Here is a 14,594-nt window from a genome sequence, read left to right as displayed (position 1 = left end):
TTTGCATAAAATATAGCTGCACTCGACAAATTGAAAGTTCCTTTCTTTGTACTCGTTTGCAATATTCTTGAATATCAAATATAACTGCATACTTGGCAAATGTGCATCAGAAATCTCCCCACATATTATATAATAAGGTATGGTAACGACCAAGAAAACTGTAAAGAAAAGTACTAACGCTGCGGCTTCAAAGCCCAAGAAAGGCGCTAAAGCACAGAAAGCACCTGTTAAGCGAGGTATATCGGACGAGCTAATCCCTATCGAAGAGGAAACATGGCTGCTGCAACCAATTGCCGTAACTATGATGCGACACGACTATTCGCTTATTCAAGTGCGCATACTTGTATCGATTGTTGAAAGCCTACAGTCTATCTTGCATGGCATTTTGAATAATAAACGCAGCCCACAGTTAGATCTTTTCAAAACGAACGAGCTGGACGAGGACGGAAGAATGCCTATAAAGCTACCTTTTAAAGAGCTTGGCGTAGACCCAAACCATTATCCTCAGTTGCGTACATCGCTGAAAATGCTGGCTGCTATCCCCGTTGAGATTCCTTATAAGACAAGCGAAGGTCGTAAATATACTAAGGCAACGAACCTGTGCGACGTCTATATTCCAGAAGATCGCTCGTACAATAAGTATGCTATCTTGAAACTCGACAGAAGTGTTGCTGAGCGTTTGGTATCGTTAGATTTTGGTTATCACCGCCTTGGAAAGCAGATAGTGTTTGCCTGCAAGAACCGTTACACGCAGCGCATCTATATGTTTATAGAATCGTGGGTGGATAAAGGACGAACTGTTATTAAAACTTTGGAGTTCAGAAAGATGCTCCGTTTGGAGAACAACTATAAGAAATTCTCCGACTTTTGCCGTCGTGTGCTCGACCCAGCGAAGCAGGAATTGAAGGAATTAGCCGATAAAGGGTTCTGCGATTGTTACTTCGATTACGAGAAAAAGTACGACCACGGCCAGCGAGGGGGCGAACCTGACGAACTCATATTCCAGATTTACCGTGCCAAGAATAAGATGGACGCTCAGCTGGAACAAATGAATGAGATGCAACGCAGGCAATTCCAACAAATGCTTATACAGTATTTCGACTTCACACAACCTAACGCTAAGGATATGGCAGAGCGTATAACGGCCGAGCTTTATCCGCTTGCGATGCAGAAACTCATGGACTTACGTCAGCGTTTTAACACTACTTATGTGAAAGATAAGGCTGCTTACACCTTCAAAAGTCTCGATCAGATGATACGAGAGCATCAAATTCCAAACACAACGGTAGAGGAAGTGAAGACTTAAAAACAGCATAAAACAATAGAAAACAGAGAGAACAATGATAGAAGTAAAGATAAAGGACGCAACAATCCGCGCTGCAGTGGCTGATGGCGAAGATGCTTTTGTACAAGTATTCATCGATGCTATCACCACAGCAATAGGAGGAACGCTTACACAAGACAATATGCAGGAACTCACACCCGACCAAATTACGTTGTTAGGGTGGGGCTATCTACACGACGAAGTGATGGACGGAGGATACGTTCAGCTCATTCATAATGGCTACGGAGCCTTCATTTTCAAGAATCCTTATGGGGTTGCGATGCGTAATTGGGGACTTACCGACCTATATTCGCACATTCGTCGCACCAAGAAAGCATACGATAAGTATCGTGATCAGATAGAAAAAGACTTGTCGGACGACGACTTTATGGCACTCTACGAGCAGATGCCAGAGTTCGACGATGCCGATGATGACTTTATAGTGAACGAAGAACAGTGGACAAAAATGGTGGCTGCATACATCGATGACCACATCAACGATTTTGTTGTAATAGATAATGAATAAGGAAGAACAAGAGATACGCAAGAAGTCGCCAGTGCAAATACGCAACAAGAAGGCTTCTTTCGAATATTATTTCGTAGATACTTACACGGCAGGCATAGTGCTTACGGGTACAGAAATAAAGTCTATCAGAGCTGGAAAAGCCTCTTTGGTAGACACATTCTGCTTCATTAACAAGGGCGAAATATGGTTAGAAGGCATGAATATATCGCCTTACTTCTATGGTTCGTTCTCGAATCACGAAGCAAGACGCAAGCGTAAGCTGCTATTAAATAAGCGAGAGATACGCCGTTTGGCCGAAGATACAAAGTCACCAGGCTTCACAATCGTTCCCACGCTGGTGTTTATAGACCAGCATGGACGTGCAAAGGTAGACATTGCACTATGCCGTGGTAAGAAAGAATACGACAAACGACAGACACTAAAGGAGAAAGAAGACCGCCGCGAAATGGATAGAGCAATAAAGCGGTATTGATTTTTGGAGGCGAAACATACTGTTTCCAGAACTTTCGTTGCCTTCAAAGCTCCACAAAACATATAGCGATAATCCGAAGAACAATCACTTCGAATTATCGCTTTTTTGTTTTTTGTCAGCTTCTTCCGTATCAATGGCTCTTCTTGTTGTGGGGTTTGGTTTTCTTATAGCGAATATAAAGGTTTGGACTATAGTGTGTTTAAGCGTGTTACGAAAGTTTTGCGATCGTGTTGTATTGCCTATTAGCGCAATTCGTTGTACAAGTTCATTGCGTTGAGATACTACTAAACGATAATTGTATTGGGCATGATTATGAGAACAAATCTACATTAGTATTTGGTAAAATCAAATATTTACGAATAAGATTTTACTACTGATGAAGTACGAAAAATAGTCGGAGAAGGAGTGAAAATATAAGTATATTTATGCGAAAGCGTAAATAACGCGTAACATTCTTGTTATCAATGTGTTGCAAAAGAGCCTGTTTTGCATTGTAAAAGCGCCTGTTTTGCAAGGTAAAAGTGCCTATATTACAACACAAAACAGGCTCTTTTGCAAAGTCATTGTGTAGGTGCTACTTTGCAATAGAATATCATTCATAAAACAAGAGTGATTATGCAGAATATTGGATAAGTATGTAGGTGTTTGTAAATCATGGTGTCTTCTTCATTCATTGTGCTGTTTTCTGCTTATCAGAAAACGAATAAGTCCCGCCTTTCCCTTCTAAAATAGAATAGGAAAAGCGGGACTTACGTGTTTTAATATTATACTTATTCTGTTGGTTTTTCCCCAGTAGATTGTAGCTTCTTGGTTGCTCTTACCTTTTCAATCTTATCCTTCATGCTGCTTGCACGAGCGATAGCGTGCTTTCGTGCACTGATAATCTGATAGCGATAAACAAGGCAAGTGATGGAGAAATAGACGATGGCCTGCGACCATAGCGCAAGAACTTCGGTGCGTATATCGGCAAATGTGCCGCCCATAGACGACAAACGGAGGAACCCTCGTACGCCAAAGGTAGACGGAATGAGCCATGCTATGCCTTCCCAAACGCCAGGAATGCTGCTCTGTGGCCAACTAACGCCTGTTAAGAATAGGAAAGGAACAGAGGTAAACACTACAAGTAGCATTACATTTTCGCGGTGGCGAACAAGGCACGACAACGTCATTCCAAAGAAAATCACCGATAAAAGGTAAGGCAAAAGCAAACGAATAAGGTCGGCAGGAGCCGCCAACATCGTGAAATTGAATATATATGGTACAGCTAAAGTAATGTAAGCTGAGATTACACAGTATATCATGAAGTAGCAAAACGATTTGCCCAACACTATTTTTAATATACCGTTATGGTGTTTACTGATAGGTACCAGGTCTTGATAGCGATTGTTTTCGCGTGCCGTACCAGCTGCAAGACCAATGCCGAGCAGCAGTGTTTGTTGCAAAATAAGTATCAACACACCTGGAAGAACCGCATTTCCATATCCTCCCGTAACGTTGAATATAGGCTCTTCCGCCACCTCTAACGGTTGCGTTCTAAGTTCTTCGTCGCGCACCGTAACGGTTCCTATCATTTCTTTCTGCCGTTCTTTGCCTATATTGAGCGACACATAGAGCGACGTTTGATATATTGCTTTGTAGGCAAGCATAAGGCTCATGTCGCAATAAATGCTTACATGGGCTTGCTCTCCACGGTTAATTGTGCGCTCAAAGTCTTCTGGGAAGTACAAAATACCATTGGCTTTTTGATGTCCCACAACCGATTCGGCTTCGGGAATACTATTGCAATAGTAGGCAACCTTTACGTCGGGCGAAGCATCAAACATACGAATGAACTCGCGAGAGGTTGCTGTATGCGATTGGTCGACCACTACAACGGGCACATCGCGCACCACTTCGTTGTTGTAAATCCATGAGTAAAGCAATGGATAAAGCAACGGAACGATAATAAAAAAGATAAGCACACCTTCGTCTTTAATGGTGTTCTTCATCTCTATCCACCATATATAGCAGATAGAAACTATCAAGTTGCTGTTTGCGTCATTATGACGTTTGTCTGAATTCTTACCCATAAATTACTCTCGAAATCTCTTTCTTGCGAAATGAAATAAACTTAATGCCGAGCTGTATTCTGTCTTATTTTGTTATTGTTTTGTATCAGAAGCACAGCGAACCATACTCCAACAGTTGCTTTAAGGTATATATACGTACTCCAACATAGCCCGTCGAATGTTGCGGGCGGTAAGCAATGGCAAGGCAGCAAAGGCCACAAGAGCCACTACATGCGGCCATGCGTCGATGAGTGGATAGCCATTAAAGATGGTCATTTGATAAACCATATAATAATGTCGAAGGGGTATAAGCTGTGCAATGGCTATGATTGGCGAGTCCATAGCAAACAAAGGATAGGTCGCTCCACAGGCTGAGAAGCCCACAACTGCCCACAACGAGCAAACGCTCATGGACAAACGGAGAGATGGCATCAGTCCGAAGACAAATACACCAAAGCCTTGCGACGATGCCACAGTGAGCAAGGCTATTAGCAACATCTTGCTAATTCCACCAGGGTGGGGGAAACCTAAAAAGCCGTAGACGTACCATTCGTAACCCAAAAACATGGTAAAGAACACTAAAAACTGGGGCAACAATTTACCAGTAATGGCTACAAAAACGTTCTTTCCTGCCATTTGCATCCACTCTTTCGAGCGTCCAAACTTCAGTTCTGTACCGATAGAGTATGCCGTAATTAGTAGCATGAACAGCATTAAGACACCAGGTATCATAATTGTAGAAAGGTAAATGTTGTAGCTTAACCACGGATTACCAATGGCATGCACGTCGAGTGCGATGGGCTGAAGCACTGCTTTAATCTCGTGTTCGGTCTTTCCGAGCATCTCAAGCTTAGCCGATCCCATCGCTGCAGAGCCAAGAGTGGTGATGATTTTTAGGTCTTTAAAGAGCAAAGAACCTGCTACGAGCGTTACATTGCTATAATAAAACGACACTTTAGGTTGTCTTCCGCTAACCAGTTTAGCCGTTGTTCCTTCGGGAATGTATAAGAATGCGTAGATTTTTCCTTGCTGAATGGCACGTCGTGCTTCGTTTACGTTCGTGTAACGAGCTACAACCTTTGTGTTCTGAAAGGCATCTAAACGACGTACAAGTGCACGTGTTATAGTGGAATTGTCGTTGTCTACCACACCACAAGGCATATTTTCAGGTTGTCCTGTGTGCATCAACGATGTGAAAAAGAGCAGCACAATAATCGGAAAGACTATCATACAAAACCAATAGATAGGCGTGTGCACCATCTGTCCTATCTCTCTTGCTGCTATTTTTATAATGCGTCGGAACACGGTTGGGGGCTGTTTTGCTTTGCGTGTTGCTATTTGTTGTTATCTTATTTCTTTAATATCACCGACATACCAGGGCGCAATCCTTCGATTTTACCAATCGGTTTAGCCTTCACCTGGAAGGTTTTTAGGTCGTACTGGCCGTTGGCTTTTGTTGCTTTCCATACAGCATAAGAACCTTGGTCCTTAATGGCTGTAACCTGTAAGTCTATGTCTTTGTTGAACGCCGGTAGGAAACCTTTTAGCTTTGTGCCCACTTTCATGCCGTTTAGCTGGTCTTCACGTATGTTGAAAGTGGTCCAAACATCGTTTACCATCGCAATACTCATGATTGGACTTCCCAATCCTACAAGCTCGCCGACCTTCGGATAGATGGTAGAAACCTCACCGTCGGCAGTTGCTTTCTGTACTGTTTCTTTGAGAATAGACTTCACTACGTCTACAGCAGAGCGTGCAGCTTGTGCTTGTTTCTTCGCTGCTAACTTGGTTTCTTCACGCTTTCCGCTTGTAGCAAGCTCGTATTGAGCACGCGCAACATCTACTGCCGACTTCGTAGTCTGGTACGCTGCTTCGGCTTCGTCACGCTTTTGTGCTGAAACAACGCCTTCATTGAAAAGTCGGAGCAGTCTTCCGTAAGTCTTTTCGGCTATGTCGTTGGCTGTAATAGCTTGCTGATAAATCTTGTAAGCGGTTGTTATAATCTCTTGTCGGTTGGGTGCTTCAGTGAGTTCGCTAAGCGCTTCGGTTGCACCAGCGGCTGCAGTGGCAACCTTTTCCTGCGCGCTTACTTCGGGAATCTCTAACACTGCCAACACATCACCCTTACGAACGAAGTCGCCTTCCTTTACTTTGAGTTCGGTAATGCGGCCGGGTAGCTTGCAAGCCACACGGTATTCGCTTACTTCAACCTCGCCTTGTATGATTTCTTCTTCCTTTCCTAATGTGAAATAACCAATTACTGCCACGAGTATAACTACGGTAGCGAAGCCCAGAATGGCCAAAATAATGTTGTTATGTTGCGATTTTGCTGACATAATAAAAGACCTTTATTTTGTTTGTTTTGTTTCTATTGTGATTTTATTTCAATATTCTAAGCGCACGAAATGTGTGGTTAAACTTCTAATATTCGTGCTAAGAATGATTTGTTTATAGTTCGCCGAGTGCCTTTTTCAATCCTACTTGGGCTGTGCGTACAGCTATTTCGGCATCTACAATGGCTGTTTTTGCCGACATCCATGCCGTCTGTGCCTGCATAACATCGGTTACAGTCATTACTCCTTCTTTAAATCCGACATTGGCAACACGTAGGTTCTCTTCCGCAGATGCCATGTTTTTGTTTGCAGTAGCAAGGCGAGTGTTAGCGTTCTGAAGGCAGAAACGATTCTGTTCTACCTCTAAACGTATCTTATTTCGCACGTCGCTGAGCTCCATTTGAGCCAACTGGGTGGCCGAACGAGCCGCTCTTACCTTGTATTTGCCTTCTCCCCAGTTCCAAATAGGCACATGAAGAACAAGCCCTATGCTCCAAACGTCTTTGAATTTCTGCTCAAATCCGTTGAAAGAATTGGGGTTTGTAATAGTGTAACCTGCTGTTAAGGCAAGGTGAGGACGATAAAGTGATTGGATAAGTTTGGTGTTTTGCTTAGTTATGTCTACTGTATTTTGAAGTATTCGTACTTCTGGTCGCTCGTTAAAGGTGGTGTCTACATTATTATATTGAGTAGGAACGAAAGCTGAAAGGTTATCTGTGCCTTCATCTTCGAGCTTCAAATTGCCATCAAGAGGGAGCCCACAAAGTTGGCAAAGAGCCATCTTTGCAAGCGAAATACCATTTTCTATTTCCGAAATGGTAAGGTTTGCGGTATTTTCAGCTACTGAAACCTTCAGTCCGTCAGCCTTTGTTGCAACGCCAGCATCGTACATTTTAGTTACATTATCGTGCAGCTTGCTTATTAGATTGCGGTATTGTATAGCCAATATCGACTTTTTTTTGAGCGAAACAATAAGCCAGTAAGCGTTATCGACAGCGAAAAGAACTGTCTGTCGCTTTAGTTCTACGTCGTTTTTGGCAAACTCTTCCCCTATAGTAGCGATGTCATTCAAAGCCTTTATGCCGCCTCCCATATATATTGGTTGCGTTACTATGATGCCAGCAGCATACATATTCTTTGTGTTTGTACGCAAATTTTGCCGTATTGTCTCCCCTATGTTATTGCCCGCCTGTGATAGTGGGGAGGTTATATTGCCCAAAACATCACCTAAGCGTTGCGCCGCTTGTGTAGAAATAATGCCTTGTTGCACCAATTGAGTGATACTTTCACCAATCTGACCGCCTATTTTACCAACTGTAGCAGACCCTAACGAAGATAAAGTTTCCTTCTGTTTGTCGCTGAGTAAAGATATTTCGCGAGACAAATGCTCATATCCTGCCATACCAGTAACACGTGGTAAGTACTTAGTCTTAGCTGCTTTGTGTGCGTCTTCGGCAATATTGGCAGTCAATTTAGATATTGCCAGCTGTTTATTATTAGCCAAAGCCAGTTCACGACAACGCTTTAACGACAGCACATTGCGTCTTTCTGCAATCACCTCTTGGCTTTCTGCCGTTCCATTTTCTATCTTATCGGCAGCTGTTTCCTGCGTTTTCACCATTGTTTTGGATGCAAAAGCAGACGTTTTTATAACCCTTTCTGTCATAGTCTTTTGCGTTCCCGTCAATATATCAGGTACAAATGCAAGCGTTTCCCCTACTATCTTTTGTCGCAGTTCCTGTGAAAATGCGGCACAAACCATAGTAAAAAATACACCGAAAAGCAATATTTTTTTTATCATAAAGTTCGATTCTGAATCCTGTAAAGTTTTATTCCGTATCTTAATACAAAGATAAATCATTTTGAATATAGACCAAAATAAAAAGCTTTATTATTACTTTATTTTTGTTAAAGCGAGTAAAATAAAAGAAAAAATGCCTAAGTTTTATTTTTATTTCTTACTTTTGCACAACGTAATTGTATTTAATACAGATTATAGAACAATTTCACTGAATGGGTAAAAAAGGCTTTTTATATAGGGTATTCGACCTTTATTATGACGGATTTCGGAGCATGACGCTCGGTAAGACGCTTTGGTTAATCATTATAATTAAGCTTTTTATTATGTTTTTCGTGCTTAAATTGTTCTTTTTTCCCAACTTTATTAAAGAGAATGCAAAGAAGGGAAGCGAAGCAGAATTCGTAGAAACGGAAATGCTGAAGCGTAACTAACTTGTTTAAATGGGGGAGAGTTGAGTGTTAAAACGAAGCTTTTCCCATAATATGTCTGGGACTTTTGAATGCTAAAAGCTTAACTATTCCCAAGTGGGAGTGTGTAAATCAGAGTCCGAGAACGGTGTTAAAGCTAAGGATAATAGGTAGCTTATCAAATGCACCTAAAGCCAAAAAGCAGTTAATTAACGAGAGAACAAAATTAAATTCTAACAGTAATATAATTCAACAATGGGAAATTTATTATTAACCATCGACCCTGATGTCGTGAACTGGTCGCGTGCTCAGTTTGCACTTACAGCCATTTATCACTGGTTGTTTGTGCCTCTCACGCTTGGATTGGCACTCATTATGGGTATTATGGAGACGTACTACTATCGTACGGGAGATGAGTTTTGGAAAAAGACAGCGCAGTTTTGGCAGCGTCTTTTCGGTATTAACTTTGCCATGGGTGTTGCTACTGGCATCATCTTGGAGTTCGAATTCGGAACAAACTGGAGCAATTACTCTTGGTTTGTAGGCGATATCTTCGGTGCTCCACTTGCTATTGAGGGAATGTTAGCCTTCTTTATGGAGTCTACTTTCGTAGCCGTTATGTTCTTTGGATGGAAGAAAGTGTCGCGAGGATTCCACCTTGCGTCTACTTGGTTAACCGGTCTTGGTGCCACAGTATCGGCTTGGTGGATTCTCGTTGCTAATGCATGGATGCAGAATCCAGTGGGTTGTGAGTTCAATCCAGATACCATGCGCAACGAAATGACATCTTTCTGGGAAGTAGCTTTAAGTCCTATGGCTGTGAATAAGTTCACTCATACCATCACATCAGCGTGGGTTTTAGGCGCTGCTTTCTGTGTTGGCGTCAGCTGTTGGTACTTATTGAAGAAGCGACATGTCGAGTTTGCGCGCAAAAGCTTAAAGATTGGTGCCACCGTAGGCCTTGTTTCATCGTTGCTTACAGCTATGGTTGGCGACAAATCAGCTTATCTTGTAGCACAACATCAGCCTATGAAGCTTGCAGCAATGGAAGCTTTGTATGAAGGAGGCAGGGGAGAATCGCTTACTGCGGTAGCTCTTGTTAATCCATTCTCACAGCCTGACTATATGAATCAGACTCAGCCACCAATGAAGATAGCTGTGCCTAATGCACTATCGTTCCTTGCTACACGCGACTTTAACGGCTACGTGCCAGGTATTCGCAACATTATTAACGGCTATACAAAGGACGATGGTACTGTAGAACCATCTCTTAAGGAGAAGATGGTACGTGGTAAGCAAGCCATTGCAGCCCTCAAAGCGTTTCGTGGCGGCCAGAAAACAGAAGCCAACATAAAGACTTTGAAAGACAACATGAAGTACTTTGGTTATGGCTACATTAAGAATGCAGACGAAACTGTGCCACATATTGGTATCAATTTCTGGGCATTCCGCATAATGGTGGGCTTAGGTGCACTCTTTATTTTAGTGTTTGCCATTATCCTTTTTATAGTTTATCGCAAGGACATTACCCGTCCTCGTCTCTTGCAATTGGTAGGTGTTGCCCTCATTCCATTGGCATATATTGCCAGCGAATGTGGTTGGTTGGTAGCCGAATTTGGTCGTCAGCCATGGACAATTCAGGATATGTTGCCAACATGGGCAGCTGTTAGCGACCTCAACAGCGGAAGCGTAGCTCTTACGTTCTTCCTCTTCTTGTTCCTCTTCACAGCCATGTTGCTGGTTGAAATTAATATTATGTGTAAGCAAATTAAGAAAGGACCACAACTATGACATACGATTTTTTGCAGCATTATTGGTGGTTTCTCATTGCACTTTTAGGAGCGTTACTCGTTTTCCTAATGTTTGTGCAGGGAGCAAACTCTATGATTTTCCAATTAGGTAAGACCGATGTAGAACGCCGTATGGTGGTAAACTCTACAGGCCGCAAGTGGGAATTCACTTTCACTACGCTTGTAACGTTTGGCGGTGCATTCTTTGCGTCGTTCCCACTCTTCTACAGTACCAGCTTCGGTTCGGCTTATTGGGTATGGGTTATCATTCTTTTCTCGTTCATAATTCAGGCAGTTAGCTATGAATTTCAGAACAAAGCGGGCAACCTTCTTGGTGTTAAGACCTTCCAAACCTGTTTGATTATCAATGGTATTGTAGGTCCGTTGCTCCTCGGAGGGGCTGTAGCAACCTTCTTTACAGGCTCAAACTTCATCGTAGAGAAGGCTAATATCGTGAACGAAATGCAGCCTGTCATCTCTCATTGGGCGAATGCTTCACGCGGTCTTGACGTTTTATTGAACCCATGGGTGGTTATTTTCGGTATTGCCGTTGTATTCCTTGCTCGTGTTTTGGGTATCCTCTACATCAACAATAACGTGTCTGACGATGCAATTCGTTCACGTGTGCGTCCTCAGCTGTTGATTAACACAGTGCTTTTCCTTGTGTTCTTCCTTGCTTTCTTGGTGAAAACGCTTATCGGCGAAGGCTATGCAGTAAACGCAGAAGGCACTATCGTTATGGAACCAATGAAGTATTTGAACAATCTTTTGGATATGTGGTACTTGGCTGTTGTGCTTTTGGTAGGCGTATTGTTGGTGCTTTGCGGCATCGTTCGCACCCTTATGCAGAAGGATTACATCAAGGGCATTTGGCCAACCGGTATCGGTGTAGTATTGGTTGTTATGGTGTTGTTCCTCATTGTAGGCTATAACAACACAGCATACTATCCTTCTACTGCCGACTTACAAAGCTCATTGACTATCAAGAACAGCTGTTCAAGCGAGTTTACTCTCAATGCAATGTTCTATGCGAGTCTGATTGCTCCATTCGTTCTTGCTTATATATTCTATGCTTGGCGTAGTATTGATAGCAAGAAGATTGACCGTCATGAAATAGAAGAGGACGATCACGCATATTAAAGAATCTTTTTCATTTCATCGTTTTATCCCAATTAAAGATAGAACTATATATCCCGACACGATGTACCAAGTTTTGGTGCATCGTGTTTTTGTTTGTTCTCTTTGTTGATAAAATGGGTGTTAGGTGGTAATTCTATAATTCGTAGAATTTTATAGTAGTTATAGAAAAAACCTTTAAAACCTCTTTTGTTTTGTAAAGAAAGCACATGTAAAAAACAATAGTTTCTATTTTATGCTGCAAAAGCGCCTATATTGCAACGCAAAAGTGCCTGTTTTACCACGCAAAACAGGCACTTTTACAATGCAAAACAATAGGTATTGCAATGCGTTGATAACGTGGAGGTTACACGACTGTTGCTCTTCTGAAAAATATTTACATAACTCTTGCTTTGTTTTCGCTCATCTATTCAGTATCATTCATTATAAATCTACAATTTCACAAGCCTATTACGTCGAAAAAAAATGAGTTGTAAAGCATAATTATGGCACAAATATTGTACCTTTGTCCATCGAAGTAATCAATATAAAACATACATTATTATATATATGAAGAAGAACGAAACACCCGTCTTACTGCTTACAGGGTATCTCGGAAGCGGAAAGACAACACTCGTAAACAAAATTCTTAGCAACAATAAAGGCATTAAGTTCGCTGTTATCGTAAACGATATTGGCGAAGTAAACATCGATGCTGACCTCATAGAAAAGGGCGGCGTAGTAGACCAACAGGACGATTCGCTGGTGGCATTGCAGAATGGTTGCATCTGCTGTACGCTTAAAATGGACTTAGTTCAGCAGCTTAGCGACATCGTAAAACAACAACGTTTCGACTATATCGTAATTGAAGCAAGCGGTATTTGCGAGCCTGCGCCTATCGCACAGACTATTTGCGCTTATCCACAGATATATCCTGACCTTGCAAAAGACGGCCGTGCGGTGCTCGATAACATCGTTACGGTGGTAGATGCTCGCCGCATGTGCGACGAATTTTCGGCTGGAAACGACCTCTTAAAAAAGGATTTGGGAGAAGACGACATAGAAAATCTGCTGATACAACAGATAGAATTCTGCAGCTTTGTACTACTTAACAAGGTCGATGACGTCTCTCCTGAAGAGTTAGAGAAGGTGCGTCGCATTGTAAGAGCATTGCAACCAAAGGCTGAAATAATTGAATGTAACTACGGAGATGTCGATTTCGACCGCATACTCGATACCCGTGACTTCGATTTTGATAGGGTTGCGACTTCCGCTGCATGGATTGCTGCAATTGAAAACGAGGACAACGACGATCAAGATGAGCACGAAGAGCATCATCATCACGACCATCATGAGGAGGAACATGGCCGCCATCATCACCATCACCACCATCATCACCACGACCATGACCACCTTGAGAACGAGGAACATGGCGAGGCTTTGGAGTACAACATAGACACTTTCGTGTACTATGCACGCCGTCCGATGGACTTAAACTTCTTCGATGACTTCGTGGCACGCAAGTGGCCGAAGAGCATTATCCGTTGTAAAGGATTGTGTTACTTCGATAACGAGAAAGATGTTTGCTATGTATTTGAACAGGCAGGAAGGCAGGTTACACTGAGAAATGCTGGTCAATGGTACGCAACCATGCCAGAATTCGAGCTCAGAGAGTTCCTTGAGCGCAACCCACGCCTTAAGAAAGACTGGGAAGAACCCTACGGCGACCGCATGCAAAAGCTTGTATTCATCGGTCAGAATATGGATAAGGAAGCAATAAAAGCCGAATTAGATAAGTGTTTGAAATAAAAATGACAATATGAAAAAGACCATCACTCTTCTTCTTTTCTGCCTGGTTGCTGCATGGGCGCAGGCACAAAACAATGTGCGCAGCGAGGTAGAACTTGTTACAGATAGCGGTGTTATCCGCCTTGCGCTCTACAATGAGACCCCAAAACATCGCGACAACTTCTTGAAAATGGTACAGAGTGGCGCTTACAACGGCGTACTTTTCCATCGTGTTATCAAGGACTTCATGGTGCAAACGGGCGATTTAGCATCGAAGACAGCTACGCAAGGACAATTGCTTGGCGACACTCCTGAATCGTATAGCATACCTGCTGAGATTTGTTTTCCTAAACTTTACCACAAGCGTGGTGCATTGGCTGCTGCACGAGAGGGCGACGATGTAAACCCTGAACGTGCCTCATCGTCTACTCAATTCTATATTGTGTGGGGACAGAAGTTTACCGACAAACAATTGGAATGGGCGCAAAGTCGTATCGAAAAATACACTGACGGTAAGGTAAAACTTACTCCTGAACTCTGCGAAGTGTATAAAACAATTGGTGGTACACCACATCTTGATGGCTCGTACACCGTGTTTGGCGAAGTGCTTGAAGGACTTGATGTTGTTGAAAAGATACAGCGTACCACCACAGACAGCCACGACCGCCCAGTAAACGATATTCGTATTATTAAAGCAACAGTTATAAAGTAAAAGTAAGCAAGTTGCTTTTGTCGGGTCGATTGCGCATCTTCGTATAACAAAAGTGGCTACAGAACAATTTAGGAGAGTGAAAGATAACCTTCCAAATGTCCACAAAAGGAAAACGAAGAAGTGAAAAAAAGGAAGCTGAAAACCTTCTTTAGAAAGTCAGAATCCATAATAACGGAAGGCGGAACAACAATAATCGATAGATGGTACCACCTTAAAAGCATAAAAAAAGAGGGTGTGTCAAAATTGATACATCCTCTTTTTATTCTTCCTTTACCTT

Annotated in this window: 12 protein-coding genes; 8 read left to right on the top strand and 4 right to left on the bottom strand. The window is 42.4% G+C overall.

Annotated elements, in window-relative coordinates; genetic code table 11:
• Window positions 1-139: 139 nt before the first annotated feature.
• Genes HXN26_RS09435 through smpB form a run of 3 tightly spaced genes read left to right on the top strand, consistent with a single transcriptional unit; the run spans window position 140 to window position 2,322 of the window.
• Window positions 140-1,306: a replication initiation protein gene (locus HXN26_RS09435; protein WP_273160904.1), complete on the top strand. Its 1,167-nt coding sequence runs from the start codon at window positions 140-142 to the stop codon at window positions 1,304-1,306.
• A 34-nt stretch (window positions 1,307-1,340) separates the two neighbouring features.
• Window positions 1,341-1,850, top strand: a complete 510-nt coding sequence (locus HXN26_RS09430; RefSeq protein ID WP_273160903.1) for a DMP19 family protein — start codon at window positions 1,341-1,343, stop codon at window positions 1,848-1,850.
• Window positions 1,843-2,322, top strand: a complete 480-nt coding sequence (gene smpB / locus HXN26_RS09425) for an SsrA-binding protein SmpB (protein WP_025000149.1) — start codon at window positions 1,843-1,845, stop codon at window positions 2,320-2,322. Before HXN26_RS09430 ends, smpB begins: the two co-directional genes overlap by 8 nt.
• Window positions 2,323-3,092: 770 nt before the next feature.
• Here the strand turns inward: smpB and HXN26_RS09420 are convergent.
• The 4 genes from HXN26_RS09420 to HXN26_RS09405 form a co-directional block, all read right to left on the bottom strand.
• Window positions 3,093-4,391 (bottom strand): ABC transporter permease, encoded by a 1,299-nt coding sequence (locus HXN26_RS09420; protein WP_273160902.1) that lies wholly within the window; start codon window positions 4,389-4,391, stop codon window positions 3,093-3,095.
• A 120-nt stretch (window positions 4,392-4,511) separates the two neighbouring features.
• A complete protein-coding gene (locus tag HXN26_RS09415) occupies window positions 4,512-5,675 on the bottom strand; it encodes an ABC transporter permease (protein WP_273160901.1) in 1,164 nt (387 codons plus the stop codon).
• A gap of 44 nt (window positions 5,676-5,719) precedes the next feature.
• Window positions 5,720-6,706: an HlyD family secretion protein gene (locus HXN26_RS09410; RefSeq protein WP_273160899.1), complete on the bottom strand. Its 987-nt coding sequence runs from the start codon at window positions 6,704-6,706 to the stop codon at window positions 5,720-5,722.
• 112 nt (window positions 6,707-6,818) lie between these two features.
• Complete coding sequence (locus HXN26_RS09405; RefSeq protein ID WP_420541278.1) at window positions 6,819-8,324, bottom strand: TolC family protein; 1,506 nt, start codon at window positions 8,322-8,324, stop codon at window positions 6,819-6,821.
• A gap of 392 nt (window positions 8,325-8,716) precedes the next feature.
• Here HXN26_RS09405 and HXN26_RS09400 point away from each other — a divergent pair, with 392 nt between their 5' ends.
• The 5 genes from HXN26_RS09400 to HXN26_RS09380 all read left to right on the top strand — a co-directional run bounded on the left by HXN26_RS09400 (window position 8,717) and on the right by HXN26_RS09380 (window position 14,317).
• Window positions 8,717-8,935, top strand: a complete 219-nt coding sequence (locus HXN26_RS09400; protein ID WP_273160896.1) for a DUF4492 domain-containing protein — start codon at window positions 8,717-8,719, stop codon at window positions 8,933-8,935.
• A gap of 231 nt (window positions 8,936-9,166) precedes the next feature.
• Window positions 9,167-10,702 carry a cytochrome ubiquinol oxidase subunit I gene (locus tag HXN26_RS09395; RefSeq protein ID WP_273160895.1) on the top strand — a complete coding sequence of 512 codons (1,536 nt, stop codon included), beginning with the start codon at window positions 9,167-9,169 and terminating at the stop codon, window positions 10,700-10,702.
• Window positions 10,699-11,841 (top strand): cytochrome d ubiquinol oxidase subunit II, encoded by a 1,143-nt coding sequence (locus HXN26_RS09390; protein ID WP_273160894.1) that lies wholly within the window; start codon window positions 10,699-10,701, stop codon window positions 11,839-11,841. The genes HXN26_RS09395 and HXN26_RS09390 overlap by 4 nt, the downstream gene beginning before the upstream one ends.
• Window positions 11,842-12,387: 546 nt before the next feature.
• Window positions 12,388-13,626, top strand: a complete 1,239-nt coding sequence (locus HXN26_RS09385) for a CobW family GTP-binding protein (RefSeq protein ID WP_273160892.1) — start codon at window positions 12,388-12,390, stop codon at window positions 13,624-13,626.
• Between the two features lie 10 nt (window positions 13,627-13,636).
• The gene (locus tag HXN26_RS09380; protein WP_273160890.1) at window positions 13,637-14,317 is read left to right on the top strand and encodes a peptidylprolyl isomerase; all 681 of its coding nucleotides are present in this window, start codon (window positions 13,637-13,639) and stop codon (window positions 14,315-14,317) included.
• Window positions 14,318-14,594: the final 277 nt, after the last annotated feature.

It is taken from the genome of Prevotella aurantiaca, assembly GCF_015262605.1.
GTDB lineage: Bacteria > Bacteroidota > Bacteroidia > Bacteroidales > Bacteroidaceae > Prevotella > Prevotella aurantiaca.
This window is presented reverse-complemented; position numbering and strand designations above follow the sequence as displayed.

What these genes read in the sequence shown, in the direction of transcription:
- HXN26_RS09420 (WP_273160902.1), bottom strand. Translation starts at nt 4,391, where the DNA reads ATGGGTAAGAATTCAGACAAACGTCATAATGACGCAAACAGCAACTTG.
- HXN26_RS09395 (WP_273160895.1), top strand. Translation starts at nt 9,167, where the DNA reads ATGGGAAATTTATTATTAACCATCGACCCTGATGTCGTGAACTGGTCG.
- HXN26_RS09410 (WP_273160899.1), bottom strand. Translation starts at nt 6,706, where the DNA reads ATGTCAGCAAAATCGCAACATAACAACATTATTTTGGCCATTCTGGGC.
- HXN26_RS09430 (WP_273160903.1), top strand. Translation starts at nt 1,341, where the DNA reads ATGATAGAAGTAAAGATAAAGGACGCAACAATCCGCGCTGCAGTGGCT.
- HXN26_RS09385 (WP_273160892.1), top strand. Translation starts at nt 12,388, where the DNA reads ATGAAGAAGAACGAAACACCCGTCTTACTGCTTACAGGGTATCTCGGA.
- smpB (WP_025000149.1), top strand. Translation starts at nt 1,843, where the DNA reads ATGAATAAGGAAGAACAAGAGATACGCAAGAAGTCGCCAGTGCAAATA.
- HXN26_RS09390 (WP_273160894.1), top strand. Translation starts at nt 10,699, where the DNA reads ATGACATACGATTTTTTGCAGCATTATTGGTGGTTTCTCATTGCACTT.
- HXN26_RS09405 (WP_420541278.1), bottom strand. Translation starts at nt 8,324, where the DNA reads ATGGTGAAAACGCAGGAAACAGCTGCCGATAAGATAGAAAATGGAACG.
- HXN26_RS09435 (WP_273160904.1), top strand. Translation starts at nt 140, where the DNA reads ATGGTAACGACCAAGAAAACTGTAAAGAAAAGTACTAACGCTGCGGCT.
- HXN26_RS09400 (WP_273160896.1), top strand. Translation starts at nt 8,717, where the DNA reads ATGGGTAAAAAAGGCTTTTTATATAGGGTATTCGACCTTTATTATGAC.
- HXN26_RS09380 (WP_273160890.1), top strand. Translation starts at nt 13,637, where the DNA reads ATGAAAAAGACCATCACTCTTCTTCTTTTCTGCCTGGTTGCTGCATGG.